Origin of the sequence: Microbispora sp. H10830 (assembly GCF_014161375.1) — a bacterium.
Lineage (GTDB): Bacteria > Actinomycetota > Actinomycetes > Streptosporangiales > Streptosporangiaceae > Microbispora > Microbispora catharanthi.
In genome coordinates, this window is record NZ_JABBWX010000013.1 from 99,601 (window position 1) to 126,302 (window position 26,702).

Annotated in this window: 21 protein-coding genes; 4 read left to right on the top strand and 17 right to left on the bottom strand. The window is 72.3% G+C overall.

The window, feature by feature from the left end; all coding sequences use genetic code 11:
- Positions 1 to 12: 12 nt before the first annotated feature.
- From HHX35_RS29705 to epsC, 5 genes are read right to left on the bottom strand one after another with little or no spacing between them, the layout of a single operon-like run.
- Positions 13 to 948 carry a PLP-dependent cysteine synthase family protein gene (locus HHX35_RS29705; protein ID WP_182901979.1) on the bottom strand — a complete coding sequence of 312 codons (936 nt, stop codon included), beginning with the start codon at positions 946 to 948 and terminating at the stop codon, positions 13 to 15.
- The gene (locus HHX35_RS29710; RefSeq protein ID WP_182901980.1) at positions 945 to 1,622 is read right to left on the bottom strand and encodes a TRM11 family methyltransferase; all 678 of its coding nucleotides are present in this window, start codon (positions 1,620 to 1,622) and stop codon (positions 945 to 947) included. The genes HHX35_RS29705 and HHX35_RS29710 overlap by 4 nt, the downstream gene beginning before the upstream one ends.
- Positions 1,622 to 2,926, bottom strand: coding sequence for an MFS transporter (locus tag HHX35_RS29715; protein WP_220506039.1), 1,305 nt, complete (start codon positions 2,924 to 2,926; stop codon positions 1,622 to 1,624). Before HHX35_RS29715 ends, HHX35_RS29710 begins: the two co-directional genes overlap by 1 nt.
- Positions 2,923 to 4,245, bottom strand: coding sequence for a hypothetical protein (locus HHX35_RS29720; protein ID WP_182901981.1), 1,323 nt, complete (start codon positions 4,243 to 4,245; stop codon positions 2,923 to 2,925). Before HHX35_RS29720 ends, HHX35_RS29715 begins: the two co-directional genes overlap by 4 nt.
- The gene (gene epsC, locus HHX35_RS29725; RefSeq protein WP_220506040.1) at positions 4,242 to 6,212 is read right to left on the bottom strand and encodes a serine O-acetyltransferase EpsC; all 1,971 of its coding nucleotides are present in this window, start codon (positions 6,210 to 6,212) and stop codon (positions 4,242 to 4,244) included. The genes HHX35_RS29720 and epsC overlap by 4 nt, the downstream gene beginning before the upstream one ends.
- Before the next feature lie 827 nt (positions 6,213 to 7,039).
- Between epsC and HHX35_RS29735 the strand changes: the two genes are divergently transcribed.
- Positions 7,040 to 7,369, top strand: coding sequence for a plasmid mobilization protein (locus HHX35_RS29735; RefSeq protein ID WP_182901982.1), 330 nt, complete (start codon positions 7,040 to 7,042; stop codon positions 7,367 to 7,369).
- A 39-nt stretch (positions 7,370 to 7,408) separates the two neighbouring features.
- Here the strand turns inward: HHX35_RS29735 and HHX35_RS29740 are convergent, their stop codons facing one another.
- The 7 genes from HHX35_RS29740 to HHX35_RS29770 form a co-directional block, all read right to left on the bottom strand.
- The gene (locus HHX35_RS29740; RefSeq protein ID WP_310739386.1) at positions 7,409 to 8,140 is read right to left on the bottom strand and encodes a sirohydrochlorin chelatase; all 732 of its coding nucleotides are present in this window, start codon (positions 8,138 to 8,140) and stop codon (positions 7,409 to 7,411) included.
- Positions 8,137 to 9,300: a uroporphyrinogen-III synthase gene (locus HHX35_RS29745; RefSeq protein ID WP_182901983.1), complete on the bottom strand. Its 1,164-nt coding sequence runs from the start codon at positions 9,298 to 9,300 to the stop codon at positions 8,137 to 8,139. Before HHX35_RS29745 ends, HHX35_RS29740 begins: the two co-directional genes overlap by 4 nt.
- The gene (nirD, locus tag HHX35_RS29750; protein WP_139573011.1) at positions 9,297 to 9,653 is read right to left on the bottom strand and encodes a nitrite reductase small subunit NirD; all 357 of its coding nucleotides are present in this window, start codon (positions 9,651 to 9,653) and stop codon (positions 9,297 to 9,299) included. Before nirD ends, HHX35_RS29745 begins: the two co-directional genes overlap by 4 nt.
- The gene (gene nirB, locus HHX35_RS29755) at positions 9,650 to 12,103 is read right to left on the bottom strand and encodes a nitrite reductase large subunit NirB (RefSeq protein WP_182901984.1); all 2,454 of its coding nucleotides are present in this window, start codon (positions 12,101 to 12,103) and stop codon (positions 9,650 to 9,652) included. The genes nirD and nirB overlap by 4 nt, the downstream gene beginning before the upstream one ends.
- 14 nt (positions 12,104 to 12,117) lie before the next feature.
- Positions 12,118 to 13,527, bottom strand: a complete 1,410-nt coding sequence (locus tag HHX35_RS29760; RefSeq protein WP_182901985.1) for an FAD-dependent oxidoreductase — start codon at positions 13,525 to 13,527, stop codon at positions 12,118 to 12,120.
- A complete protein-coding gene (locus tag HHX35_RS29765; RefSeq protein WP_259405537.1) occupies positions 13,524 to 15,623 on the bottom strand; it encodes a molybdopterin oxidoreductase family protein in 2,100 nt (699 codons plus the stop codon). The genes HHX35_RS29760 and HHX35_RS29765 overlap by 4 nt, the downstream gene beginning before the upstream one ends.
- Positions 15,624 to 15,859: 236 nt before the next feature.
- Positions 15,860 to 17,215, bottom strand: coding sequence for an MFS transporter (locus tag HHX35_RS29770; RefSeq protein WP_182901987.1), 1,356 nt, complete (start codon positions 17,213 to 17,215; stop codon positions 15,860 to 15,862).
- A gap of 468 nt (positions 17,216 to 17,683) precedes the next feature.
- On the opposite strand from HHX35_RS29770, the gene HHX35_RS29775 reads away from it, so the two are divergent.
- Positions 17,684 to 18,514: a peptidoglycan recognition family protein gene (locus HHX35_RS29775; RefSeq protein ID WP_259405518.1), complete on the top strand. Its 831-nt coding sequence runs from the start codon at positions 17,684 to 17,686 to the stop codon at positions 18,512 to 18,514.
- Between the two features lie 95 nt (positions 18,515 to 18,609).
- Here the strand turns inward: HHX35_RS29775 and HHX35_RS29780 are convergent, their stop codons facing one another.
- The 4 genes from HHX35_RS29780 to HHX35_RS29795 are packed head-to-tail and all read right to left on the bottom strand — an operon-like array spanning position 18,610 to position 22,499.
- Complete coding sequence (locus tag HHX35_RS29780) at positions 18,610 to 19,866, bottom strand: nucleotide sugar dehydrogenase (protein ID WP_182901988.1); 1,257 nt, start codon at positions 19,864 to 19,866, stop codon at positions 18,610 to 18,612.
- Between the two features lie 38 nt (positions 19,867 to 19,904).
- Complete coding sequence (gene rfbB, locus HHX35_RS29785; protein ID WP_182901989.1) at positions 19,905 to 20,882, bottom strand: dTDP-glucose 4,6-dehydratase; 978 nt, start codon at positions 20,880 to 20,882, stop codon at positions 19,905 to 19,907.
- Positions 20,879 to 21,946: a glucose-1-phosphate thymidylyltransferase gene (locus HHX35_RS29790; RefSeq protein WP_182901990.1), complete on the bottom strand. Its 1,068-nt coding sequence runs from the start codon at positions 21,944 to 21,946 to the stop codon at positions 20,879 to 20,881. The genes rfbB and HHX35_RS29790 overlap by 4 nt, the downstream gene beginning before the upstream one ends.
- A 37-nt stretch (positions 21,947 to 21,983) precedes the next feature.
- A complete protein-coding gene (locus HHX35_RS29795; RefSeq protein WP_182901991.1) occupies positions 21,984 to 22,499 on the bottom strand; it encodes a GNAT family N-acetyltransferase in 516 nt (171 codons plus the stop codon).
- A gap of 247 nt (positions 22,500 to 22,746) precedes the next feature.
- Here HHX35_RS29795 and HHX35_RS29800 point away from each other — a divergent pair, with 247 nt between their 5' ends.
- Together HHX35_RS29800 and HHX35_RS29805 are read left to right on the top strand one after the other, a co-directional pair.
- Entirely contained in the window at positions 22,747 to 23,721 is a 975-nt protein-coding gene (locus tag HHX35_RS29800; RefSeq protein WP_182901992.1) for a glycosyltransferase family 2 protein, read from the top strand.
- Positions 23,718 to 24,452: a WbqC family protein gene (locus HHX35_RS29805; protein WP_182901993.1), complete on the top strand. Its 735-nt coding sequence runs from the start codon at positions 23,718 to 23,720 to the stop codon at positions 24,450 to 24,452. Before HHX35_RS29800 ends, HHX35_RS29805 begins: the two co-directional genes overlap by 4 nt.
- Here HHX35_RS29805 and HHX35_RS29810 read toward each other — a convergent pair.
- On the bottom strand, positions 24,419 to 26,680 hold the full coding sequence (locus tag HHX35_RS29810; protein WP_182901994.1) for a hypothetical protein: 2,262 nt from the start codon (positions 26,678 to 26,680) through the stop codon (positions 24,419 to 24,421). The two genes, HHX35_RS29805 and HHX35_RS29810, sit on opposite strands and share 34 nt — an antisense overlap.
- Between the last annotated feature and the right edge of the window lie 22 nt (positions 26,681 to 26,702).

The window sequence follows — 26,702 nt, forward strand, 5'->3', positions numbered from 1 at the left end:
ATCGTCGACGGGTCAGGCCGGCCACCAGCTGAGGTAGCGCTCACCGGTGTCCGGGAAGATCGTCACGATCGTCCGCCCCGACAGGTCCTCGCGGCGGGCCAGTTCCGCGCAGCCGTACGCCGCCGCGCCCGAGGAGACTCCGACCAGCAGCCCGGTCGTAGCCGCGATGAGCCGGGTCATGGCGGCCGCCTCGCCGTCCGGCACGGTGATCACGTCGTCGACGAGGGTGACGTCGGTGACGGGGCTGGTGAAGCCGCCGTTGAGGCCGGGGATCCGGTGCGGCCCCGGGGAGCCTCCCGACAGCAGGGGGGAACCCTCCGGCTCGACCGCGACGACGCGCAGCCGGGGGTTGCGCTCGCGGAGGTAGCGGGCCGTGCCGGTGAGGGTGCCGCCGGTCCCGACTCCGCACACCAGCACGTCGACCTCGCCGCCGGTGCCGGCCCAGATCTCCGGTCCCGTGGTCGTGTAGTGGGCCATGACGTTGGCGGGGTTCTCGTGCTGGCGGGCGTACCAGGACCCGGGGACGGCGGCGTGCAGCTCCCTCGCCCTGTCGACGCATCCCTGGAAGCCGAGGACGTGGTCGGTGAACTCGACCCGGGCGCCCAGCATGCGCAGGATCAGCGTGCGCTCCCGCGACGCGTTGTCCGGCATCACGACGACGCACGGGTATCCCCGGCTGACGGCGAGCGCCGCCAGGGCGATTCCGGTGTTGCCCGACGTGGACTCGATCACGGTCGCACCGGGGGTCAGGGCCCCGGACGCCTCGGCCTCCTCGATCATGCGCAGCGCCACCCGGTCCTTGATGCTCGACAGCGGGTTGGCCGCCTCCAGCTTGGCGAGCACGGTGGCGGACGGAGGCAGGCCGTCGAGGGCGAGGCGGAACAGGGGCGTGTCGCCGATGAGATCGTCGATCCTGGCCGCTATCTCACGGCCGATCAGGGGGATCATGCCTGCTCCTTCGCGGCCACCAGCAGGTATTCGTGCGAGCGATTGGTCAGCATCGGGTCGTCGTCGCTCACCGGCCGGTCGTAGCAGTGGATCCGCTCGTCACCGAGGGTCAGATGCCGGCCGAGCACCCGGGCGACGTCCCAGGCCAGCGGCACGAACCTGCCGGCCAGGCGGCGGTTCTGCACGGCCAGCACCGCCCGCGCGCCGGGCCGCATGACCCTCGTCACCGCGGCGAAGGCCTCGTCGAGCGCGCTCAGGTACTCGTCGTAGTCCCGCAGCGCGTAGAACTGGCCCTCCACCGAGGAGTCGGTGTCGAGGTCGGTGCCGAAATAGGGCAGGTCCGCCAGGACGAAGTCCACCGACTCCTCCGGCAGCGGCGGCGTGCGGGCGTCGGCGCACAGCATCGTCTGGCCGGGATACTCCTCCAGGCGCTTTCGCGCCTGCTCCGCGCGCTCCGGCGAGACCTCCAGGCCGATCCCCTTCCGGGACTCGACCGCGCACGCCACCAGCGTCGTCCCCCAGCCGGCGAACGGGTCGAGCACGACGTCGCCCGGCCGGCTCATCTCGACGATCAAGGGCCGCAACTGGCTCACCCAGCCGCACTGGCCGGCGGCCTCCGGCAGCGCGTACGCGGGGTCCTCTCCCTGCAGCACATGCCAACTCGATCTGCCCATCAGTCCACACCAGCCTTCTGTGTCGCCGTCGCGTCGCGACGGTTGCCTGTGTCTTCGGGGTCTTCGGGGTCTTCAGGGTCTTCGGGGATCCGCGCGTGGACGGCCCGGGCGGGCAGCCGTGACTCCAGGCGGAGCATGGTGAGCGCCGAGCAGGAGACGCCTCCCGCCAGCAGCAGCCACATGGAGACCGGCGACAGGCTCAGCAGCGCGGTCAGCACCGCCGGAGCCAGCGTGATCGGGATCGCCCAGGAGAACTGGTAGACCGCCATGTACCTGCCGCGGGTCTCCTCGGGGGCCGCGCTCGACACGAGCGCGGACAGCGGCGCGCCGTGCAGCATCTCCCCCAGCGTGAACAGCGCCGTCGCGGCGAAGACCCCGGCCAGGGCGACCGGCCGCGCGGGAACCCCGGCCAGCAGGGCGAACGCGGCGAACGACGCCGCGAACGTGGCGGCGCCCGCCGCGACGGTGCGGGTGCGCCGATAGCGGATCAGCCGCCGCGTCACCGGGATCTGCAGCAGCGCGATGCCGACGGTGTTGACCGCGTACAGCACGCCGACCAGCGAGGCGGGGACGTCCAGTTCCTGGGTGACGTAGACGGGCAGCGCCACCGACAGCACCATGTAGCCGAAGGCGGTCGGCACGTTCTGCAGGGTCAGGGCGAGGAACGTGCGATCGCGCAGGACCAGCCGGTATCCCCCGCTCCGCCGGTCCGTCGCCGCCCGCGGGACCGTAGGAGCCCGGCCGCCGGGAACAGGGATCGTGCGGAAGATAAGCGCGGCGCCGGCGAACGCGGCGGCGCTGACGAGGACGATCACCCGGTAGGCGGCGTCGCTGCCCAGGCCGAGTGCGGCGCCCGCGATGAGGCCGCCCGCGCCGAGTCCGGCGTTGCGCAGGCTGCGCTGCGCGGCGAGGAGCCTGTCGCGGTCCGCGCCCCGCGCGATCGAGGCGACGAACGACTGGATCGACGGCGGGTAGGAGCCGTCGCCGAGCGCCACCAGCGCCACCGCGAGGAACATCGTCAGCGGCGAGTCCACCAGCGGGTAGGCGGCGAACCCCACGGCGCGCACCAGGTAGCCGCCCACGACGACGGCCCGCGCGCCGAAGCGGTCGACGAGCACGCCCGCGATCGGGTTGCCGACCAGGCTGAACAGCGCCGCCCCGGTCATGATGACGCCGACCCGCTCGATCGGCAGCCCGGTGACGTGGTGGAAGAACAGCAGGGACAGGGGCAGGTACATGCCGCTGCCGGTGGCGTCGACCACCATTCCGGCCATGTAGCGCGCCTGCGTCGACGGGCGGGTCACGACGGCACCGCCCCGATCCGCACCTGCTCCTCCAGCCGCGCGCCGAGCGAGCGCAGCCTGCGCTCGCACTCCGCCCGAGAGGGGGCCGAGGCGATGGCCACGGTCAGGAAGTCGGCCGAGCCCGAGGCGGGCGGGACCACCTGGCCCGGCTTCGCGTAGAGCCAGAAGTGCTCCACCCAGGGCTCCCGCGGGACGTCGGGCAGCGCGTGGATGAGCCCCGGCCGCTTCATCATCAGCACCTGACCGGCCATCCGCGCCGGCTCCGGCCGCCGCCCGGGGCGTACGGCCCGCTCCACGTCGGGCAGCGGCAGGCCGAGCTGGGCCCGGATGGAGCACTCGGCGAGGTTGACCCCGAACAGGGTGTGGAAGACCTCCCGGATCTTCCCGCCGCCGGACCGGCAGGCGATCTCGCACAGCACCAGCCGGTCGTCGGGCGTGTGGAAGATCTCCGCGTGGAAGGCGTGGTCGCGCAGCCGGCCGCCGGGCCGTCGCAGCGCCGCCAGCGTCCGCCCGGTCAGCTCCAGCAGGCGGCCGGTGAGCGGGTCGCCGGGGTCGAGCGCCAGGTCGACCCGGGAGCCTGGGTCGGTGCCGAACGACGCCAGCTCGTACTGGTACTGCGAGGGCCAGGCCAGCACGACCTCGCCGTCCACCACCAGCCCGTCGACGTGGCACATGCGGCCGGGCACGTACGCCTCCAGCAGCAGGTCGTCCCGCTGCGCGTTTCCCTGCTCGCCCCGCTGCTCGCCCCGCTGCTCGTCCTGCTGCTCGTCCCGCGGCGAGCCGTACGCCTCGGCGAGGAAGGCCGTCAGCGCGTCCCGGTCGCGCAGGATGCGCAGGCCGATGGAGTTGAAACCGGCCCTGTTCTTGACCACGAGGGGGAACCCGTGGACGCCGGCGAAGGCCAGCACGTCCGCCGCGGTCCGCGGCACGGCGTGCGGGGCGACCTCCACGCCGGCCCGCGCCGCGTGCTCCTTCATCAGGGCCTTGTCCCGGAACGGCAGCACGTCGGCGGCCCGCGCGCCGGGCAGCCCGAGCTCCTCGCGCAGGGCGGCCACGCGCAGCACGTCGGCCTCGTGCTCCCCGATCAGGTGCGTTGCGCCGTACTCGGCGGCGAGGCGCGCGACCCGCCCGGCCACCTCGTCGTCGTGGTCGAAGAGCTCCAGGTGCGTGTAGCCGAGGTTCCCTTCGGGGATCCGCTCGCCGAACGGCTCGAACCTGTCGCGGGCGGCGAGGATCACCACCGGGCCCTCGTGGTCGCGTAGCCAGCGGTCGTACGGGAACGGCTCCAGCGGGTTGCGGTGCACGATGACAACGCTCATGCCGGCACCTCCGCCAGGGATCGGGCCTCGGCCGCGTGCGCGAGCCAGGTCCGCCCGTCCTCGCCCACGATCCGGATCCGGATGGCGTCGTCGATGACCTCCGCGCCGCGGCGGATGGCCGCGTCCGTGTCGGGGCCGGTCACCGCCACCAGGCCGAGCCGGTCCCAGTTGTCGCGCAACGCGTGCACCATGTCGCCGGGCTTGGCGGTGACGCGCACGTCGAGGACGCCCTCCCGCGCCGCGGCGTCGGCGACGCCCTCCACCGACTCGACCCGGCCCGGCTCGCTCACCAGGGAGCGGACGCTGGCCCCGGCGTGCGCCTCCGGCCGGTCCGGCAGCTCGGGGACCAGCCCGAACGGCCAGCCCAGGGCATATTCGACCAGGTCGATGCCGTAGGCGCCGCGCACGAGCTCCGGGATCATGTCGCCGGCGACGCGGTTGTGGCTCTCGATGATCACCGGGCCGTGCGGGCCGAGCCGCAGCTCGGTGTGCGTGACGCCGTCCCTGAGACCGATCAGGTCGAGGAAGCGGCGCACGCTCGCACGGATCCGCTCCCGGACCGGCTCGTCCAGCCGGGCGGGCACGGCGTGGCCGAGCTCCGCGAACCGGTCGGCGTGCACGAACTTCTCGGTGATCGCCACGACGACGTGGCGGCCCGCGAAGCTGAACGCCTCGACGCTGAACTCCGGTCCCTCGACGTACTCCTCGATGAGGAAGTCCCGCAGGAGGTACATGGTCGAGACCCGGTCGGTCCGGGTGCCGCGCAGCCCTTCCACCGTGGCCCAGACCCGCTCGGCGTCCTCCGGCCCCCCGACCCGGAAGACGCCGATGCTCGCGGTCGCGTCGGTCGGCTTGACGATGAACGGGTAGCCGTGGACGGCGCCGAAGGAGTCCAGGTCCTCTCGCCGCAGGAGCGGCTCGGCGGCCACCGCGGAGGGGTCGAGCTCCGCGCCCGGAACCGACGCGAGATGGCGGCGCATGGCCAGTTTGTCGCGGAACCTCCTGGTGACCTCGTAGCCGGTGCCGCCCAGGCCGAACAGGTCGTTGACCCGTCCCGCGTTCTCCAGCCCCGGCTCGGTGATGGACAGCGCCACGCGGAACCCCGGCTCCTGCCACAGTTCCCTCGCGACGGGCTCGACGGCCGCCCAGTCGGTGTAGTCCAGGACGCGCAGGACGTCGGCGAGCTCCTCCTGCTCGGGGCTGACCTTGGTGGGGTGCTGGAGCAGCAGGACGGTCAGGCCCAGCTCCTTGGCCTTGCGCACGGTTTCGTCCGTGGCGCCGACTATCAGGACCGTGCTGTCCGGATTCATCGATCCATTCCTTTCTTCGAGGGGTCGGGGCAGGTCGGCTCGGGCCGTACGGGAGGCCGTGCCGGCGCGAGGCGGTGACACGGTCCCGGCGGAGGCGAGGACGCGCGCGCCGGCGGGCACGTCGTCGAGGACGAGCGCCCGCGCCCCGATGACGGCGTCGTCTCGCACGCGCACCGGGCCGAGAACGGTCGCGCCGACGCCCAGCACCACGCGGGCTCCGATCACCGGGTGCCGCCGTTCCCCTTCCGCGCGCAGGTTGTCGCGCCACCAGCCGACCGCCCCCAGGGTCACCTGGTGGTAGATGGTCACGTCGTCGCCCACGACCGCGGTCTCCCCGATCACCACGGCCGCGCCGTGGTCGACGAAGACCCTGCGCCCGAGCACCGCACCCGGGTGGATCTCCACCCCGGTGACGCACCGGGCGAGGAGCATCAGCAGCCGGGCCGGCAGTCGCCTGCCATGCCGGTGCAGCCGGTGGGCGACCCGGTGCAGCCACAGTGCCGGGAGCGCCGGGTGCAGCAACGCCTCCTTCCGGTCGCGCACGGACGGGTCCCGCTCGACGATCGTCCGCAGGTCCTCGGCCAGGAGGCGCAGCAGTCTCTCCGGCCGTTCGCTTCCCGGGGGCGGCGGAGAAGACCTGAAATCGGCATGCGGCATCTTCGCCTCCTCACATTCACCTCGGCGAATAAACCATGAATGAAAGCCCGGATCGATGGAATGGCAGACCGCCACTGGCCTGGGGGTACCCCACGGCCATTTCCGGGGCAGTGAATTACGGACCCTTTTTCCTCGGTTATTGGGTAAGCGTGAGGGCCCTGGAACCACAGGTCAACCCCTACCCGACCACCCTTCGACCGGTAATCAGCGGGCCGACAACCCCAACCGGACAGGCGTCCTACCGAATTATCCGAGCCCAAGGGGGTGCATTCTCCATGGCGACGGAGTCGCAGAATGCGTACGCGCCGGCCTGCGAACAGACCGGCGCGGCAAAAAAGAGAGAAAGGCGCGGACGCGGTCCGCTCAGGCCCGGCTGCCGGCGGGGCGCGGCGCGCGGGCGGGCGGAGCGGCCGCGGCGGGCCGGGCGAGGGCCTCGTCGAAGCGGGCCCAGACGAGGGCGGCCAGGTCGTCGTCCACGCCCGACACCCAATGCCCTCATCGATACAACACATATGCAAACCGAGAGCAAACAGTCATTCACGATGCGTGAACATCGATCAATTATGCATGGCACAATTGCTCCTCATGCGTAGAATCAGGTTCACGCAGTCAGCGCGGAAGCATCGCATCGGGACAGCGCGGGTCCTTGCCGTTATCCGGGGCCAGCCGCCCCGGATAGTGCCGCCACCCGGGCCTGGTCTGGACGAGCAGTGGCATTGGCTCGGCGTGGATGATCGCGGGCTGGAGCTCGAGGTGATCGCCGTTCTGACCGAGAAGTACCTGCTGGTGATCCACGCGATGCCGACCGCGCTCAGGAGGAACGAGCCATGACCGAGTACACCGGCCCCTGGCCCCCGGAGGACGTCGAGCTCACCGTGGACGACGAGTCGGACGTCGACCTGGGCACGGAGGAGCTCTACGACAGGCGGGGGAATCGGATCGATAAGGCCTATGTCGAGGCCGCGGTCGAGCATGTGCGCCGGACGGTGGGCCGTCCCTCTCTCACGGCGCCGGGCACGCGCTCACCTCAGGTGACGTTCCGCCTCAGTCCGGAGGAGAAGGCGGCCGCACGGGCGCTGGCGGAACGGGAGGGCAAGAGCGTGTCGCAACTGGCTAGGGAGGCCTTCGCCCAGTACCTCCGCGACCACGCCGCCTGATCCGGCTCCCGCTGCTGGTGCGGCGGGCAGGGGGAGGCGTCAGCTCCGGGTGCCGGCGGGGCGCGGCGCGCGGGCGGGCGGAACGGTCGCGGCGGGCCGGGCGAGGGCCTCGTCGAAGCGGGCCCAGACGAGGGCGGCCAGGTCGTCGTCCACGCCGAGGGGCGCGCTGACCAGGTCCGCGCCGCTGCTCGCCAACCGGTCGTGGAAGAAGCCGGGCGCGAGCAGGTAGGAGGCGACGGCGACGCGCGGGGCGAGGCCGGCCCTGGTGCGCTCGAGCGCCTCGGCGAGCGTGGGCGTCCCGGCCGAGGCGAAGGCGGCGGTGACGGGACGCGAGAGCCGTACGGACAGCAGCCGGGCGGCGGCGCGGACATCGTCGAGCGCGGCGGGGTCGGACGAGCCGGCCGCGCCCAGGATCACGGCGTCACAGGGCCGCAGGCCGGCCTCGGCCAGGCGGCGCGCCAGCACCGAGGTCAGCAGCGGGTGCGGCCCGAGCTGCCCGGCGACGACCGCGTCGGGCCGGGTGCGGGCGACGACGGCCGGCAGGTCGATGTGCGCGTGGTATCCCCCGGCGAGCAGCATGGGGACCACCACGACCGGCCCGGCCACCCGCGACAGCACGTCGGACAGCAGCGGCGCGCTGATCTCCAGGAACCCGAGTTCGACCGGCGCGCCGGGCCTGGCGCGGCGCACTCGGGCCGCCAGGGAGTCCATGACCGACTCCCAGTGGCCGCTGCGCGCCCCGTGCGCCGCCATCACGAGGGTCGGGGTCACCGCTCGTCCCGGCCGCAGGCGAGGCGGTAGCCGCGCTTGACGACGGTCTCGACGATGCCCGAGGGCCCGAGCGCCCGGCGCAGGCGGGTGATGGCCATCTCGACCGCGTGCTCGGCCGAGTCGCGGGAGGGGCCGCCGGGCAGCACGACCCGCAGGTCGGCCCGGTTCACGACGTGCCCGGGGCGCTCGGCGAGCCGCTTGAGCACGGCCATCGGGGCGGGCGGCAGCGGCTTGAGCTCGCCGTCGACCACCACGGCGTGGCCGCGGATCTCCAGCTCGTGCCCGCCGGCGACGAGCCGCGTGACGCCGCTTTCCGGCAGGTGGCGGGCGAGGGCCCGGGCGAGCGCGCCGAGGCGGGCCCGGTCGGGCTGGACGACCGGCACGCCGCGCTGGGTCAGCGGCCCTGCCGTGACCGGACCCACGCAGGCCGCCACCACGCGGGTGCCGAACGCGGCGAGCAGCGCGTCCTCCAGCCCGTCGGCGCGGGCGGCGCCGAGCATGGCCAGCACGGCGGGCGCGCTGGTGAAGGCCACCGCGTCCACCGAGCCGGTGATCGCCTGGCTGATCAGGCGGCGCAGCGGCGAGGTGTCGCGGTAGGGCAGCCACCGGTAGACCGGCACCTCGATCACCTCGGCGCCCGCCTCCCGCAGCGACGCGACGAAGCCGTCCAGCGGCTCGCCGTGCAGCTGCACCGCGATGCGGCGGCCGTGCAGGTCCTGCGCGAGCAGGTACTCCTTGACCTCCTCGCACGACTCCGTGGCCGGCGTCCAGAAGTCCACCAGGCCGGCCGCGCGGACGGCCCCGCGCGCCTTGGGGCCGCGGGCGAGCAGCCGCGCGCGGCCCAGGTGCGCGTTCAGGTCGGCGGACAGGCCCCAGCCCTCCGCCGCCGCCATCCACCCGCGGAATCCCACGCCCGTGGTGATGACCACGTCGTCGACGGGCGCCTCCAGGCAGGCCCGGGTCGCGGCGAGCAGCCCGGCGTCCTCCGCGAGCGGCACGATGCGGATCGCGGGCGCCCGCACGACCCGGGCGCCCCGCCGTTCGAGGAGCGCGGCCAGCTCCTCGCTGCGGCGGGTCGCCGTCACCCCGATCGTGAACCCGGCCAGCGCGTCCGGCGCCGTCTCCAGGCTCATCGGGGTCTCGTCCACCAGCGCGGTCATACCACGCTCACCTCCACGGTTCCGTCGGTGACTCGGATGGGGTAGGTCGGCACGGCGACGCCGGAGCCGTCCGCGCACACACCGGTCACCAGCGAGAACACCTGCTTGTGCATGGGCGAGGCCACGGTCGGCTCGCCGTTCCTGGTGCCGACGATGCCCCGGGACATCACGTACGCCCCGCTGAACGGGTCGAGGTTGCCCAGGGCGTACAGGGCGCCGTCGAAGGTGCGGAAGACCGCCACCTGCCGGTCGCCGACGAGCACCGCCGCGCCCTGCTCGGGCAGCAGGTCGGTGTAGGAGCAGACCGGGGTCCAGTGGCCGGCAAGGGCCGGTGTCGCGTCGAGGATGGTCATCTGCGGGTCACCTCCAGTGGGATTGGCATCGGCTTGATCTGGTCGCGCTCGGTCTCGAAGGAGATCGAGGGGTCGGGCACGCCGGGGGCGTTGACGAAGCTGACGAAGCGGCGCAGCTTGTCGGGGTCCTCGATGGTGGCGCGCCACTCGTCGACGTACGTGGACACGTGCCGCTCCATCTGCGCGTCGAGTTCGGCGCAGATGCCGAGCGAGTCCTCCATGATCACCTCACGGAGGTAGTCGAGCCCGCCGTCCAGGTTCTCCAGCCACGCGGCGGTGCGCTGGAGCCGGTCGGCGGTGCGGATGTAGAACATCAGGAACCTGTCGATCGTCCTGACCAGTTCGTCGGTGGACAGGTCGGACGCGAGCAGGTCGGCGTGGCGGGGCGTGAAACCGCCGTTGCCGCCCACGTAGAGGTTCCAGCCCTGCTCGGTCGCGATGATGCCGAAGTCCTTCGACCGGGCCTCGGCGCACTCCCTGGCGCAGCCGGACACGGCCGACTTCAGCTTGTGCGGCGAGCGCAGCCCCCGGTAGCGCAACTCCAGGGCGATGGCCAGGCCCACCGAGTCCTGCACGCCGTACCGGCACCAGGTGGACCCGACGCAGGACTTCACCGTCCGCAGCGCCTTGCCGTACGCGTGGCCGGACTCGAAGCCGGCGTCGACGAGGCGGCGCCAGATGGCGGGCAGCTGCTCGACCCGGGCCCCGAGCAGGTCGATGCGCTGCGCGCCGGTGATCTTCGTGTAGAGCCCGAAGTCGCGGGCCACCTCGCCGATCACGATGAGCTTGTCCGGAGTGATCTCGCCGCCCGGGATGCGCGGGACGACCGAGTAGGTGCCGTTCTTCTGGATGTTGGCCAGGAACTTGTCGTTGGTGTCCTGCAGCGCGGCCTGCTCGCCGTCGAGGATGTGGCCGCGGCCCAGGGAGGCGAGGATCGAGGCGACCGCGGGCTTGCAGATGTCGCAGCCGCGACCGGTCCCGTGCTCGGCGATGAGCTGGGAGAACGTCGTGATCCCCCGGACGTTGACGATGTCGAACAGCTCGGCCCTGCTGTGCGGGAAGTGCTCGCACAGCGCCTTGCCGACGTCGACGCCCGACTTCACCAGGATCTGCTTGAGCATCGGCACGCAGCTTCCGCAGGTGGTGCCGGCCCGGGTGCAGTCCTTGATGCCCTGCACGTCGGTCAGGCCCTTGTCGGCGATGGCCGCGCAGATCTTCCCCTTGGTGACGTTGTTGCAGGAGCAGACCTGCGCGTCGTCGGGCAGGTCGACCGACGCCTTGCCCGCGCCGGCGAACAGCAGATCGCTCGGCGCGCCGGGCAGCGGCTTGCCGACGAACGGCCGCAGCGCGTTGTACGGCGCGGCGTCGCCGACGCAGATGCCGCCGAGCAGGGTCTTGGCGTCGTCGCTGATGAACAGCCGCTTGTAGACGCCGCCCACGGGGTCCATGTAGGTGACGTCGAGCGCGCCCGACATGGCGCCGAACTGGGCCACGTCCACACCGAGCAACTTGAGCTTGGTGGACATGTCGGCGCCGGTGAAGGCGGCCGGCCCGTCCAGGATCCGCTCGGCGGCCACCTCCGCCTGCGTGTTGCAGGGCCCGACGAGGCCGTAGACCATGCCCCCGGCCAGGGCGCACTCGCCGATCGCGAAGATGTGCTCGTCGGAGGTGCGCATGCCCGCGTCGACCACGATGCCGCCGCGCTCGCCGACCTCCAGGCCGCAGCCGCGGGCGAGCTCGTCCCGCGGCCGGATGCCGGCGGAGAAGACCACGACCTGCGCGTCGATCGCCTCGCCGTCGGGCTTCACGAGCGAGGTGACCCGGCCGTCCGGGCCGGCCTCGATCGACCGAACGCCCGCGCCCGTGTGGATCGTCAGCCCGAGCCCCTCGATGTGCCCGCGCAGCACCGAGCCGCCGCCCTCGTCCACCTGGCGCGGCATGAGCCAGCCGCTCATCTCGATGACGTGCGTGTCGAGGCCGAGCCCGCGCAGGGCGTCGGCCGCCTCCAGGCCCAGCAGGCCGCCGCCGATGACCACGCCCGCGCGGGCGTCCCGCGACGCGTCCCTGATGGCGTCCAGGTCGTCGATCGTCCGGTACACGAAGCAGCCCGGCAGGTCCCGGCCAGGCACCGGCGGCACGAACGGCGCCGACCCGGTGGCCAGCACCAGCACGTCGTACGGCTCGCTGTCGCCGGCGTCGGTGGTGACGGTGCGGTTCGCGCGGTCGATCGCGGTGACGCGGACGCCGGTCCTGAGCGTGACGCCGTCCGGCACCTGATAGGTGAGGTCCTCGACGCTCTTGCCGCTGAGATAGGAGGTCAGCGCCACCCGGTCGTAGGCCGGGCGGGGCTCCTCCCCGAAAACGGTGACCGTCCCTTCGAAGCCCCGGCCGGCGAGCGTCTCGATCAGGCGGTGTGCCGTCGGGCCGTGTCCTACAACGACGAGTCTCATCCGCTTACGGTCCTTCATGCGCTCACGCCTTCCTGCTCACACAGCCAGCCGACGATGCCCTCGACCGCGTCGCGGCAGCTCCCGCAACCGGTGGTGGCCCTCGTCGCGGCGGCCACGGCCTCCACGTTCCGCGCGCCGGATTCCCAGCACGCCCTGATCTGGCCCTTCGTCACGTTGTTGCATTGGCAGACCCGGGCCGAGTCCGGCATCCGGGTGGGGCTGTCGGCCACCGCGGCGCCGCCCACACTCGCGAGATCGGGGAACAGCAGCCCGGTGCGGTCGCCGGGCAGGGGACCTCCCCGGTCGAAGAGCTGGGTCAGCGTCCCCACCGCGGAGGTCTCGCCCAGCAGGATCGCGCCGACCAGCCGGCCGTCCCGGATGACGAGTTTGCGGTAGGTGCCCTTGTGCCGGTGGGAGAAGCGGACGATCTCCGCCTCGTCCTCCGTCAGCTGGGTCTCCCCCATCGCCGCGAGCTCCACGCTCCTGGCCTTCAGCCGGGTGACCAGCCGCGAGCCCCGGTAACGCGCGCCCTTGTCGGCGCCGGTGACGAGGTCGGCCACGACCGACGCCTGCTCCCAGCCGGGGGCCACCAATCCGTAGACGCGGCCGGCGTGCTGGGCGCACTCCCCGATCGCGAAGATCGACGGGTCGTCGGTGCGCAACTCGTCATCCACGACGACGCCGCGCTCGACCTCCAGCCCCGCGTCGCGGGCGAGCCCGACGACCGGGCGCACGCCGCAGGCCAGCACGACCAGATCGGCCTCGATCAGCTCGCCGCCGGCCAGTTCGACGTGCCGCTCGCGTATCGCGCTCACGGTGACGCCCGTGCGGATGGCGACGCCGAGCGCGCCGAGCGTCTCACGGAGGATGAGCCCGGCCTCCTCGTCGAGCTGGCGCTCCATCAGGTGCCCGGCCAGGTGCAGCAGCGTCACCGGGACGCCCCGGCCGGCCAGGCCCCGCGCCGCCTCGATGCCGAGCAGCCCGCCGCCGACCACGACCGCGCTGCGCGCGCTCGCGGCGGCCTCCCTGATCCGCTCGCAGTCGTCCAGCGTGCGGAACGCCGTCGCCCGCTCCACGCCGGGGATCGGCGGGACGACCGGCTCGCTGCCCATGGCCAGCACGAGCACGTCGTACGGCTCGCGCGTCCCGTCGGCGGCGACCACCGTCTGGCAGTCCCGGTCGATCGCGGTGACCTCGACACCGAGACGGACGGTCACGCCGTGGTCGGCGTACCAGCGGGGGTCGAGGAGCCGGACCTGGTCCGGGCTCGACGTGCCGGCCACCACGTTCGACAGCAGGACCCGGTTGTACGGCTGCCACGCCTCGGCGCCGAACACCGTGATCTTCGCGTCCTTGTCCCGGGCGCGGACCTCGCTCACCAGGCGCGAGCCCGCCATCCCGTTCCCCACCACTACGAGCCTCACGCGACACGCTCCCCGTCTTCGGCGCACCGCTCGATCGCGGCGGCGCAGACCTTGAACTCCGGCATCCGCGACGTGGGGTCGAGCGCCGGGTTGGTGAGCAGATTGACGCCCTCCCAGTGGAACGGCATGAACAGCGTGTCCGGCCGGATCGAGGCGTTCACGCGCGCCACGCCCTCGGCGGCGCCCCGGCGGCTGCGCACCCGGACGCGGTCGCCGGGGGCGACGCCGAGCCGCTCGGCGAGGTCCGGGTGCAGCTCCACGAACACCTCGGGCGACGCCTGCGTGAGCGGGCGGATGCGGCGCGTCTGCGCCCCCGACTGGTAGTGGGCGAGCACCCGCCCCGACGTCAGGTAGAGCGGGAACTCCTCGTCCACGTCCTCGGCGGGCGGGCGGTGGTCCACCGGCACCAGGCGGGCCCGGCCGTCCGGGGTGGCGAAGCCGTCGAGGAACGGCCGCGGCGTTCCGGGGTGTGGACCGGAGTGCGGCTCCCCCGCCGCCTCCGGACACGGCCAGAACACGCCGGTCTCGGCCGCGATGCGCTCGTAGGTGATGCCGGAGTAGTCGGCGACGCCCCCGGCGGAGGCCCGGCGCAGCTCGTCGAAGACCGTGCGCGGGTCGGCGGGGAACTTCTCGCCGCAGCCGAGCCGCTCGGCGAGGCCCCGCAGGATCTCCAGGTCGCTGCGCGCGCCCGGCGGCGGCGCGGCGGCCTGGCGGCGCAGCAGGACCCGGCCCTCCAGGTTGGTCATCGTGCCCGCCTCCTCGGCCCACTGGGTCGTGGGGAGCACGACGTCGGCCATGGCCGCGGTCTCCGACAGCACGAAGTCGGAGACCACGAGCAGGTCGAGCGCGTCCAGCCGCCGGGCGACGTGCCCGGCGCGCGGCGCGGAGACGACGGGGTTGGAGCCGAACAGCAGCAGCGCCCTCGGTCCATCCGCCGTGCCGAGGGCGTCCAGCAGCTCGTACGCGGACCGGCCGGGGCCGGGCAGGTCGGCCGGGTCGATCCCCCACACGGCCGCGACGTGCGCCCGCGCCGCCGGGTCGTCGATCTTGCGGTAGCCGGGGAGCTGGTCGGCCTTCTGGCCGTGCTCCCTGCCGCCCTGGCCGTTGCCCTGGCCGGTCACGCAGCCGTAGCCGGAGCCCTCACGGCCGGGCAGCCCGAGGGTGAGCGCCAGGTTGACGAACGCCGTGACCGTGTCGGTGCCCTTGGCGTGCTGCTCGGCGCCCCGGCCGGTCAGCACCATCGCGCGCCCGGCCTCGCCGAGGATCCGTACGGCCTCGCGCATCCGCGCGACCGGGACGCCGGTGACGCGCTCCACCCGCTCGGGCCACCAGGCCGACACGGAGGTGCACACCTCCTCGAAGCCGGTCGTGCGGGCGGCCAGGTAGTCCAGGTCGGCGTACCCCTCGGCGATCGCGATGTGCAGCAGGCCGAGCGCGAGCGCGAGGTCGGTGCCCGGGGTGACCTGCAGGTGCAGGTCGGCCATCTTGGCGGTCTGGGTGAGGCGCGGATCGACGACGACGAGCCGGCCGCCTCCGGACCGCATCGCGATCAGGTGGCGCACGAAGGGGGGCATGGTCTCGGCGACGTTGCCCCCGGCGAGCAGGACGGCGTCGGCGCGGGCGATGTCGGTGATGGGGAACGGCAGCCCCCGGTCCATGCCGAAGGCCCGGTTGACCGCGGCCGCCGCCGAGGACATGCAGAACCTGCCGTTGTAGTCGATCTGGCTGGTCCGCAGCGCGACCCTGGCGAACTTGCCGAGCTGGTATGCCTTCTCGTTGGTCAGCCCGCCGCCGCCGAACACCGCCACGGCGTCCGGGCCGTGCGCGGCCCCGATGGCCTCGATCCGGGCGGCGACGTAGTCGAGCGCCTCGTCCCAGCTCACCGGGCTGCCGTGCAGCAGCGGGGCGGTGAGCCGTTCCGGCGAGGTCAGCAGCTCGGCCGCGGTCCAGCCCTTCTGGCACAGGCCGCCGGCGTTGGCCGGGATGTCCTCCCGTGGAGTGATCTCGCCCTTCGCGACGTACATGCCGCACTGGAGCGCGCAGTACGGACAGTGCGTGGCGGAGCCCACGGCGGTGCCCGCGGAGGCCTGTGACATCACAGGACCGGGAGCGTGCAGTGAGATCGGCATGGATCCGATGGTGCTGACAGGCGGTTTCACCGCTGGGTCCCTTCTGTTACCGCTGTGCTACAAGGCGCCAACCGCGCTAACTTCGGCGAGCGCCGCGTGTGAGAGACCCCGTCGTCTCGAAAGCTCACTTGTGCTGTCGCCGCTTGTGAGTCATGAGCCCGGAAAAGGCGGGCGCCGCGTGGGCGCCCGCGAAAGGCCGCGTCTCAGACCCGGGCGGCCGCCAGGCTCGGCGCCGACTTCGCTCCGAGGGTGCGCATGTAGCAGAACCAGGTGAGCGCGAAGCAGACGGCGTAGAAGGCGGCGAAGGCCACCAGCGCCGCCCCCGCGCCGCCGGTGGCGGATATGGAGCTGCCGAACCCGCGGTTGATGAAGAACCCGCCGAAGGCGCCCACCGCGGAGATGAACCCGATGGCCGCCGAGGCGTCGCGCTTGCCGGTCGCCAGCGCCTCCTCGTACGCGGGGGTGCCGTGCTCGACGCCGGCCACCGCCTTCGCCCGGAAGATCGCCGGGATCATCCGGTACGTGGAGCCGTTGCCGACGCCCGCGGTGCCGATCAGCAGCATGAACGCGGCGAAGAACAGCACGATGCTGTGGGCCGACATGGCCCGCCAGACGAGCAGGACCGAGGCGATCATCGCGGCGAAGTTCCAGAACGTCACCGAGGCGCCGCCGAGGCGGTCCGCCAGCCAGCCGCCGACCGGCCGGATGAGCGACCCGACCAGCGGGCCGAGGAACGCCAGCGAGGTCAGCGAGGCGTGCTCGGGGAACTGCGACTTAATGAGCAGCGGGAACGCGGTCGAGTAGCCGATGAACGAGCCGAACGTGCCGATGTAGAGGACCGACATGATCCAGGTCTGCGCCCGGCCGGCCGCCTTGGCCATCTCCCTCGGCTCGGCCTTGGCCGAGGTGAGGTTGTCCATGCAGAAGTACGCCCCGGCGGCGGCGGCCAGGACGAAGGGCACCCAGAACAACCCGGCCGCGGCCAGCCCGAACCCGGCGATGACCAGCGGCATCAGCAACTGCACGGAGCTGACGCCGATGTTGCCGCCGGCCGCGTTCAGGCCGAGGGCGGCGCCCTGCCTGTTCTGGGGGTAGAAGTAGGTGATGTTGGCCATGCTGGAGGCGAAGTTGCCGCCGCCGAGCCCGGCCGTCGCCGCGATCGCCAGGAAGGCCCAGTAGGGCGTGCCCGGGTCGTTCACCGCCACCGCGAGCAGGACGGCGGGCACCAGCAGCAGCGTCGCGCTGACCACCGTCCAGTTCCGGCCGCCGAACCGGGCGGGCGCGAAGGTGTAGGGGATGCGCAGCGCGGAGCCCACGAGGTTGGGCAGCGAGACGATCCAGAACAGCTGGTCGGTGGAGAACTTGTAGGCGCCGAGCTTGACCGCGACGATGCTCCAGACGGTCCACAGTGTGAAGCCCAGATGCTCGGCCAGGATCGAGAACACCAGGTTCCGCCGGGCCACCTTCTTGCCGGTGCTCTCCCAGAAAGCGGGATCGTCCGGTCGCCAGTCACCGATCCAGCGGCCCTTCCCGTGTGCCGCCGCCTGCGTCGCCGTCATCGTTCCTCCTGCGTCCTCATCAGCTGGGGCCGGTAACAGAAGCTAGGAAGAGCGCGTTACGCACTTTGACCATGCGTGACCGTGCGGCCGTTACATGTGCCGCACCCGCGAAACATGCAATCCACACGCATAACGGACGCAACATCGGGTTAACATGGGCGCGCCCCTCGCGCGGCCCGCGTTTCATCCGAGTGTCGTCCTTCGCGCCGCCCCCGGCCGGTCGCCGTCACACAAGGTCAGCGGCCTCACCGCGACCCGTACGCGGGTATTTCGGGAAATTCCCGCGATCGCGGTAGTGCCATTCCATGACCGGACTACGGCATTTTCCGCCACGGCATGGCGCGGACATTTCGGTTGACATGTGACCGGTTTTCCGCTCGCAGGAATATCGCGGCGGGGAAAGGGGATATCGATGCCGCCTCCCGCCGTACGAGGGCCCCCGAGGGCCCGCGCACTCGGGGAGGACGGATGCCAGCGGTCTCGCGCCGCGCGTTTCTTTCGACGGGGCTCCTCTGGTCGGCGTGCCTGCCCATGGCGATGCTGACCGCGCAGGGCGGGCTCGTCGCGACGGCCACGCCCGTCTGGGCCGCGCACCGCCCGCGGCGGCCGCGCGTGTACACCCGGTCCGACTGGAAGGCCGATCCGCCCAGGAGCAAGGCCGAGGTGCTCGACCGTGCGCCCGACCGGCTCGTCGTCCACCACACGGCGACGGCGAACACGGGCGCGACCGACCTCGACGCGGCCTTCCGGCTGTCGCGGACGATCCAGCGCTACCACATGAAGCACAACGGCTGGGAGGACATCGGCGAGCAGTTCACCGTCAGCCGGGGCGGATACGTCATGGAGGGCCGCAACCGCTCGCTGCCGGCCGTCGAGGCGGGCAAGCACGTGATGGGCGCGCAGGCCGCCGACCACAACGACCACACGCTGGGCATCGAGACCGAGGGGACGTACACGTCCTGCCTGCCCCCGGACCGCCAGCTGTCCGCGCTGACCGCCCTGCTGGCCTGGCTGTGCGACGCCTACGAGCTCGACCCGCACGAGGCCATCGTCGGACACCGCGACCTCAACAGGACCGCCTGCCCCGGCGACCGCCTCTACGCGTACCTGCCGCGGTTGCGCGACGACGTCGCGCGCCGTCTGGGCGGGCGCGGGGACGGCCGGGCCGAGCCCCCGCCGCCGCGGCTCGCGCTGCCCGCTGGTCCGTACGAGGGGGGTCCGTACGAGGGGGCCGCTCTCATCGGCGACCTGCCGTTGGAGCACGGTCCCGCCGTCGGCCCGCACGACCTGTCCCGCTGAAACGGCCCTGCTTAAACGGCCTCGCTGAAACGGCCCTACTTAAACGGCACGGGCGGTCCCCTCCGGGAGGGGACCGCCCGAGTGGCGCCTTGTCGTCAGATCCGCTCGACGTTCGGCCCCCGGCAGCGGTTGCGCGTGTCGAACACGAAGGCGCTCTCGCGCTGGACCAGGGCGTAGTCGAAACAGTCGTGGTCGGTGAGGACCACGACGGCGTCGGCCGCCGCGATCTCCCGCGGCGACGCCTCGGCGATCGCCACCCCCTCGGGCACGAGGGCGAGGTCGACGTGCGGATCGGCCGCGCGCACGTCCGCGCCCAGCTTGCGCAGGTGCCTGGCCACCTCGAGCGCCGGGGACTCGCGGCAGTCGCCGGTGTTCTTCTTGTACGACAGGCCGAGCAGGAGCACCCGGCTGCCGTTCAGGGCCTTGCGCCGGTCGTTCAGCGCCAGCACCAGCCGGTCGACGACGTGCGCGGGCATGTGGTCGTTGACGTCGTTGGCCAGCTCCACGAACCGGAAGTTGTGCCCCAGGCTGCGCTTGACCTTCCAGGACAGGTACGACGGGTCGATCGGCAGGCAGTGGCCGCCGACGCCGGGCCCCGGAGTGAAGCGCATGTAGCCGAACGGCTTGGTGGAGGCGGCGTCGATGGCCTCCCACACGTCGATGCCGAGCTGCCTGGCGAAGACCGACAGCTCGTTGACCAGGGCGATGTTGACGTGCCTGAAGGTGTTCTCCAGGAGCTTGCACAACTCGGCCACCTGCGGCGAGGACACCGGGACGACCCGCTCGACGACGGCCTCGTAGAAGGCGCGGACCCGCGCGAGGGCGGCGGCGTCGAGGCCGGAGACGACCTTCGGCGTGTTCTCCAGGCGCCACCGCGCGTTGCCGGGGTCGATCCGCTCGGGGCTGTAGCCGAGGTGGAAGTCGCCGGGGGCGCGCAGGCCCGATCCCTCCTCCAGGATCGGGCGCAGGTACTCCTCCGTCGTCCCCGGATAGGTGGTCGACTCCAGCACCACGGTCGCGCCCGCCCGCAGGCGTGGGGCGAGCGACCGGCCGGCCGCCGCGATGTGGCTGAGGTCGGGCACACCGTCGGTCAGCGGCGTCGGCACGGTGATCACGCAGACGTCGAAGTCCTCGGCGTCGGCGTAGTCCGCGCTGGCCCGGTAACGGCCCGTCGCGTGCGCCGCCGCGAGCGCGTCGTCGCCGATGTCCTCGACGTACGACTGGGCGGCGTTGAGACGCTTGACCCGCCACTCGTCCACCTCGACGCCCACCACGTCGAACCCGGCGTGCACGGCGCGCACGGCCAGCGGCAGGCCGACGTAGCCCTGCCCTACCACGACCAGCTTCTCCATAAAGGACCCCCGTCCCTTGTCTGTCACGATGTGCCGTCTCAGCCGCGGCGGTTCACGAGCGGGCGCCACCAGTCCTGGTGGTCCCGATACCAGCGCACGACGCCGGCGAGTCCCTCGTCGAAGTCCACCCGGGGCGCGTAGCCGATCGCCCTGATCTTGCCGCTGTCCAGCGCGTAGCGCCGGTCGTGCCCCGGCCTGTCGGGCACCTGCTCGACCATCTCCCATCCCGCGCCGAAGGCGTCGAGGATGCGGCGGGTGAGTTCGAGGTTGCTCAGCTCGACCCCGCCGCCGACGTTGTAGACCTCGCCGGGCTCCCCCTTGTCCAGCACGAGCTGGATGCCCCGGCAGTGGTCGTCCACGTGCAGCCACTCCCGCACGTTGCGCCCGTCGCCGTACAGGGGCACGGGCCGCCCGTCGATCAGGTTGGTGACGAACAGCGGGACGACCTTCTCCGGGTACTGGTACGGCCCGTAGTTGTTGGAGCACCGGGTCACCCGGACGTCCAGTCCGTACGTGCGGTGGTAGGCGCGGCAGAGCAGGTCGGCCCCGGCCTTGGCGGCCGAGTAGGGCGAGTTCGGCAACAGCGGCTCCGCCTCCGTCCAGGTCCCCTCGTCGATCGAGCCGTACACCTCGTCGGTGGACACCTGGACGAACGTGCGGACGTCCGCCTCCAGAGCGGCCTGCAGCAGCCGCTGCGTGCCCAGCACGTTGGTCGTCACGAAGTCGCCCGCACCGGTGATCGAACGGTCGACGTGGGTCTCGGCGGCGAAGTTCACCACCACGTCGTGCCCGGGGACCAGCTCGCGCAGCAGCTCCGCGTCGCACACGTCGCCGTACGCGAACGTGAAGGCGGGGTCGCTCTCCACGGGGGCGAGGTTGGCCGGGTTGCCTGCGTAGGTGAGCGTGTCCAGCACCGTGACCCGGGCGTCCTCATACCCGGGGTAGGCGCCCGACAGCAGCGAGCGGACGTAGTGGGAGCCGATGAAGCCGGCCGCTCCGGCGACGAGGAGCTTCATGCGCGAACCTGCACCTTGCTGTGGTCTCCGATCATGAGCTGGTAGGCGTTGGGCACCCCGGTCGCCTTCGTGACCTCCGCGTTGCGGCCGATCAGCGAGTGGGTCATGCCGCGGACGCCGCGGACGGCCGAGTCGGCGAGCACGATGCTGTAGTCCACCTCGGCGTCCTCGATCACGCAGCCCTCGCCGATCGAGGTGTACGGCCCGACGTACGAGCCGATGATCTTGGTGTCGGCGCCGATCACCGCCGGACCGCGGATGACCGAGCCCTCGACCACGGCGCCGGGGGCGATCACCACACGCCCGCTCACCTCCGACAGTCCGTCCACGGTCCCCGCGACGTCGGGCTCGACCGCCTCCAGCACGATGCGGTTGCACTCCAGCATGTCCTGGAGGCGGCCGGTGTCGCGCCAGTAGCCGGTGACGAAGTGCGACCGCACGCGGTGCCCGGTGTCGATGAGCCACTTGATCGCGTCGGTGATCTCCAGCTCGCCCCGCGCGGACGGCCTGATCGCGCGTACGGCCTCGTGGATGGCCGGGGAGAACGTGTAGACCCCGACGATCGCCAGGTCGCTGCGCGGGTGCTCGGGCTTCTCCTCCAGCGCGACGATCTCCCCGTCTGGGCCGAGCTCGGCCACGCCGTAGAACTGCGGCTCGGCCACCCGGGTGAGCAGGATGCGGGCGTCGCACTCCTCGGCGCGGAAGGCGTCGACGAGGCCGCGGATGCCGCCGACCAGGAAGTTGTCGCCCAGGTACATGACGAACGGGTCGCCGGCCAGGAACTCCCGCGCGACGAGGACGCAGTGCGCCAGCCCGAGCGGCGCCTCCTGGGGGATGTAGGTGACGTCGAGCCCGAACGCCGAGCCGTCGCCGACGGCCTCGCGGACCTCCCGGCCCGTGTCGCCGACGATGATCCCGACGTCGGTGATGCCGGCGTCCCTGATCGCCTCCAGCCCGTAGAAGAGCACCGGCTTGTTGGCGACCGGGACGAGCTGCTTGGCCGAGGTATGGGTCAGCGGGCGCAGCCTCGTGCCCTTGCCGCCCGCCAGGACGAGTGCCTTCACCGCTGTTCGCGTCCTTCCCCGATATCCGGTGGGCGGCTCATCGCGGCTCACCGCGGAGCAGCGAGTAGAGGACCTGGTCGTGCCAGCCGCCGTCGCGCCACTGGGCTCGCCGCAGGACTCCCTCACGCACGAACCCGATCTTCTCCACCGCGCGCTGCTCGCCGATGTTGGCCACGTCGGTGAAGCACTGGAGGCGCTCGGCCCGGGTGTGCGCGAACAGGTAGTCCGCCAGCAGGCGCTGCGCCTCGGTGCCGATGCCGCGGTTGCGGAAGCCCGTGAAGACGCAGATTCCGATCGCCCAGCACCAGCACGTCGTCTCGGGTCCCCAGACCGTCTTCCACCAGGCCACCCATCCGGCGGTGTCGCCGCCGGAGTCGATGGCCAGCCGCCCGTAGTCGTCGCCGAGCAGGCCGTTTTCCGCGAACTGGCGGCGCAGCGCGCCGGAGTGGCGATATCCGTACCACTGGAATTCGCCCCGCGCCTCGGGCGTCGCCCGTTCCGCTTCGAAAACGTCGAGGTCCGCCTCGCGGACCGGCCTCAATGTGACGTCCATGATCTCCCCTCATCGGGCATGCGGGAGCCGCGCAGAGGGAACGGAATCGTCCCGCGCTTTTCTCCCGGGCGGGGCCGCGGAATTCCGTTCGGCCGCCCGCCAGTCGCCAATGCTATGCGCGGATCCGCCCCGACCCGGCGGGCCACATTGCGAACGAGCGTGAAAGGTGCGGATCGGGTTTCTCAATATCCCGCAAATTCGGATGTGCGGCACGAGGAGGCCGACAGCCGCTCATCACAATGACGCCATGACCAACGTATCCGTTGTGATCCCCTGTTACCGATCCGCCCGGACGCTGCCGGCCCTGGTGGAACGCCTTCTCGCCGTTCTGCCCGCCGCCGCGAACCTCTTCGAGGTCGTGCTCGTCGTGGACGGCTCGCCCGACGACACGTGGGAGGTGGCCCGGGGCCTCGTCGAGCGGCACGACAGCGTCCGCGCCGTGCTGCTGGCCCGCAACTACGGGCAGCACAACGCCCTGGTCGCGGGCATCCGATGCGCGCGCTACGAGGTCATGGTGACGATGGACGACGACCTGCAGCATCCGCCGGAGGAGATTCCCCGGCTCCTGGCGGGCCTGGGGCCCGACCTCGACATCGTGTACGGAGTGCCGAGCGGCGGCACCCACGGGCGAATCCGCGATTTCGCCTCCAAATCGCTGAAGTCTGGCCTTTCCGGGCGGTTCGGCGCGGAAAACGGCGCGGACATCTCCGCGTTCCGCGCCTTCCGGAGTTTCCTGCGGGAGTCGCTGGACGGCGTCGGGGGTCCGCATACGCAGATCGACATCGCCTTCTCCTGGGCTACCACCCGGGTCGGCACCGTAGAGGTGCGGATGCAGAGCCGGCTCGTCGGCCGCTCCAATTACACGCCCGCGATGCTCGTCCGCCACGCGATCGGCGTGTTCGTCGGATACAGCACCCTCCCGCTGCGCCTGGTGACCTATTTCGGCCTGCTGACCGGGGCGTTCGGCATCGTCCTGCTGACGGTCTTCCTGTGGACGTACTGGTCGGGCGACAGCACGGTCAAGGGCTTCACCTCGACGGCGTCGATGATCGCGTTGTTCGCGTCCGCCCAGATGATCGCGCTGGGCATCATCGGGGAGTACCTCGGGAGGATCCACGTCGAGAGGATGGGACGCCCCACCTACATCGTCCGCACCCGGGTGGAGAGCGGTGCGGCGCAGCCGATGACGGTGACGGGCGGGCCTGAGGGGTGGAGCGCGTGAAGCGGGTCGCCATCGTGCAGTCGAACTACATCCCCTGGAAGGGGTACTTCGACCTGATCGCGCACGTCGACGAGTTCATCCTGTTCGACGACGTGCAGTACACCGACAGGGACTGGCGCAACCGCAACCTGATCAAGACGGCGGCCGGCCCGAAGTGGCTGTCGATCCCGGTGCGGCGGGGCCCGCGCAGCCGCCTGATCAACGAGGTGGTCGCGAGCGACATGGAGTGGCCCCGCGCGCACTGGCTCCTGCTCGCGCAGACCTACCGCAAGGCCCCCTGCTTCGAGGATGTCGCACCGGCGCTCGAACGGCTCTACCTCGACTGCCGCGGCGACCGGCTGTCGGACATCAACCGGCACTTCCTGGAAGGACTGCTGGGTCTGCTCGGCATCCCGGCGACCCTCGGCCGCGCCGAGGACTACGGCGCGGTGGGCGCCAAGACCGAGCGTCTTGTGGACCTGTGCCGCAAGGCGGGCGCCGACGAGTACCTCACCGGCCCGGCCGCCCGCGCCTACCTGGACGAGAGCCTCTTCGACCGGGCCGGGATCGGAGTCCGGTGGTTCGACTACTCCGGCTATCCGGAGTATCCGCAGGCGCACCCGCCGTTCGACCACCACGTCAGCGTGCTCGACCTGATCTTCAACACCGGGCCGGCCGCCGCCCGATATCTCAAGAGCGCGCAGTATCTCAAGAGCGCTCAGCGCTCCGCGCCCTGGCCGGCGATCTCGTAGACGGTGAAGTCCCCGGAGCGGAACCGCGGGGCGGCGACGTCTCCGAGCCTCGCGCCGGGGACCGTCAGCCGCTCGTCCACGAACAGCCAGCGCACCCCGTAACGGTCCCGCAGCGACCGGGCCGCCCGCGCCGAGGGCGCGGCGAACAGCGCCTCGTTCGCCCGGAGCCGCTCACGATCCCAGAACGGCAGATACCAGAGCACCTGGCCCGGACTCCACCGGTCCAGGTTCGCCGTCGCGTACGCCCATCCCTCGACGAGCACCCGCCGCTCGGCCAGCGCCGACACCCAGGCCGCCCGGCTGTCGCAGGGGCCGTCGACGCCGAGGCGGCAGTGCAGGTTCGTGGCGACGACGTCGCCGGCACGGGAATGGTCGCGCAGCCACCGCGCGGCGGTGACGATGCCCTGCGGCATCGCCTCGGCCCGCGCCCCGCGCTCGGCGTCCTCCGCCGCGACCACCGGGGCCTTGTAGGTCACCGGAAGCACCCGGGTGAACCAGGCGGCCGGCGCGGCGAACGCCGAGGTCACGGCCAGCGTGAGAGCGAACGAGCGCGGCCCGCCGCGCCGCGCGGCCACCAGCCCGACCGCGGTCAACCCCACGAAGACCAGCAGGGCGGCGTACGGCAGGGCGAGCACGCCGAACGGCTCGCCCGCGGGCAGCGGGACCCGGATGTCGCACAGGATCCGGACGCAGTAGGCGGCGACGGCTCCGGCGCCGGCGGCGCACACCATGGACAGCGGCGACGTCCCCGACCGTCGTGTGACGACGACGAGGCCGTAGACCGAGACGATCGCCAGGTAGGGATAGGGCGCCTGCAGGAAGTAGATCTCCGACAGGCCGGGATGCCCGAAGAGCAGCGCCACGCCGAGCCCGGCCAGGCCCAGGCCGAGGGACAGCACGACGGCGGGCCGCGTGAGCGTCCTGGGCCGGCTGAGCAGGCCGAGCGTCCCGCACCAGGCGACGGCTCCGGACAGGACGCACAGCAGGGTGAGCCCGCAGACCGCGGCCAGGGACGCCTCGAGCGGCCCTCCGTCGCCGACCACACCGCCCCAGGTCACCCGCATGAGGGACAGCGGGGCGACCGTCGTCCCCCCGCGCACCCCGCCGTACAGGACGAACTGGGCGTACATCAGGAAGGCGGCGCTCATGCCGAGAGCCGCCAGGGCCGGGCCCGGCGGGCGGAGCCGCCGCACCGCCTCGACGACGGCCACCGCCGCCAGGCCCGCCGTGAGCAGGGGCAGGTACGTCGCCTTGGCCCCCATGACGGCCGCCAGGAAGACCCCCAGCAGGAGCCACTCCCGCGGATTCCGCCGCCGGTTCTCCAGGAGCCGCCGGTTCTCCAGCAGATCGGTCAGCAGGAGGAAGACCGGGACGAACAGCAGCGCGCCGAAGGTCTGAGTGGGGCTCGACCACGACTGCACGGGCTTCCACACCAGCGCCCCGCCCACCGAGCCGAGGTAGAGGTTGGGCGCCGCGACGAGGAAGACGGCGGCGAGGGCGATCAGCGCCGCGGCCCGCGACCCGGTCACACGCCGGGCGACCATGCCCAGCAGGACGACGAGCGCCGCGATCATCGGCAGCATGCCGAGGCGGAACAGCAGCACCAGCGGCTCGACGCCGGTCACCCAGCTCGCCGCCGCGTAGTGGGCGTAGACGAACCAGTGGTACGGCAGGGACTCCCCCGCGACGATCGGCATCGTCGGAGGCACGTGGTGCCGCAGCTCGCCGATGAACGCCAGGTGCAGGGGCATGTCGGGGTACGACGCCCCGAGCGCCGGCCAGGTGAGGGCCTGTGTCCGGAAGAAGTTGACGGCGCTCCAGATCACGAGATAGGCGACGACGAGGGCCAGCGACCAGGACCACCAGACCGGCGAGCGGGCCGTGGCGGGGGCGCTCCTCCAGTGCCGCCGCAGGCGGGGCACGAGGAGGAAGGCGGCGTACGTCGCGACCGGCCACGCGAGGACGAGCAGCGGCGCCCCCACGGCGCGGGCCGCGACGTAGGCGAACACCTCGAGCGCGTATCCGAGGGCCAGGCCGAGCGCGACCTCCTCGGCCCGGGAGCGGTCACCGCGGTAGAGGGCCCGGACCAGCAGCGTTCCCGGCACCGCGAGACAGGCGACGACGTAGCCGCAGAAACGGGCCATGTCGGAGACGCGGACGCCGTAGCGGCTCAGCGCGACCGCTGTCAGCGCGAGCACCACGACGGCCGGCGCCCATCTCACCACCATTCGCCGCGCCGGTGCGCCGTTC

Coding starts and splice junctions, on each gene's coding strand:
- nirD (WP_139573011.1), bottom strand. CDS start 9,653: ATGACCATCCTCGACGCGACACCGGCCCTTGCCGGCCACTGGACCCCG.
- HHX35_RS29795 (WP_182901991.1), bottom strand. CDS start 22,499: ATGGACGTCACATTGAGGCCGGTCCGCGAGGCGGACCTCGACGTTTTC.
- HHX35_RS29775 (WP_259405518.1), top strand. CDS start 17,684: ATGCCAGCGGTCTCGCGCCGCGCGTTTCTTTCGACGGGGCTCCTCTGG.
- HHX35_RS29720 (WP_182901981.1), bottom strand. CDS start 4,245: ATGAGCGTTGTCATCGTGCACCGCAACCCGCTGGAGCCGTTCCCGTAC.
- HHX35_RS29705 (WP_182901979.1), bottom strand. CDS start 948: ATGATCCCCCTGATCGGCCGTGAGATAGCGGCCAGGATCGACGATCTC.
- HHX35_RS29770 (WP_182901987.1), bottom strand. CDS start 17,215: ATGACGGCGACGCAGGCGGCGGCACACGGGAAGGGCCGCTGGATCGGT.
- rfbB (WP_182901989.1), bottom strand. CDS start 20,882: ATGAAGCTCCTCGTCGCCGGAGCGGCCGGCTTCATCGGCTCCCACTAC.
- HHX35_RS29745 (WP_182901983.1), bottom strand. CDS start 9,300: ATGACCGCGCTGGTGGACGAGACCCCGATGAGCCTGGAGACGGCGCCG.
- HHX35_RS29765 (WP_259405537.1), bottom strand. CDS start 15,623: ATGTCACAGGCCTCCGCGGGCACCGCCGTGGGCTCCGCCACGCACTGT.
- epsC (WP_220506040.1), bottom strand. CDS start 6,212: ATGCCGCATGCCGATTTCAGGTCTTCTCCGCCGCCCCCGGGAAGCGAA.
- HHX35_RS29710 (WP_182901980.1), bottom strand. CDS start 1,622: ATGGGCAGATCGAGTTGGCATGTGCTGCAGGGAGAGGACCCCGCGTAC.
- HHX35_RS29780 (WP_182901988.1), bottom strand. CDS start 19,866: ATGGAGAAGCTGGTCGTGGTAGGGCAGGGCTACGTCGGCCTGCCGCTG.
- HHX35_RS29800 (WP_182901992.1), top strand. CDS start 22,747: ATGACCAACGTATCCGTTGTGATCCCCTGTTACCGATCCGCCCGGACG.
- HHX35_RS29810 (WP_182901994.1), bottom strand. CDS start 26,680: ATGGTGGTGAGATGGGCGCCGGCCGTCGTGGTGCTCGCGCTGACAGCG.
- nirB (WP_182901984.1), bottom strand. CDS start 12,103: ATGAGACTCGTCGTTGTAGGACACGGCCCGACGGCACACCGCCTGATC.
- HHX35_RS29735 (WP_182901982.1), top strand. CDS start 7,040: ATGACCGAGTACACCGGCCCCTGGCCCCCGGAGGACGTCGAGCTCACC.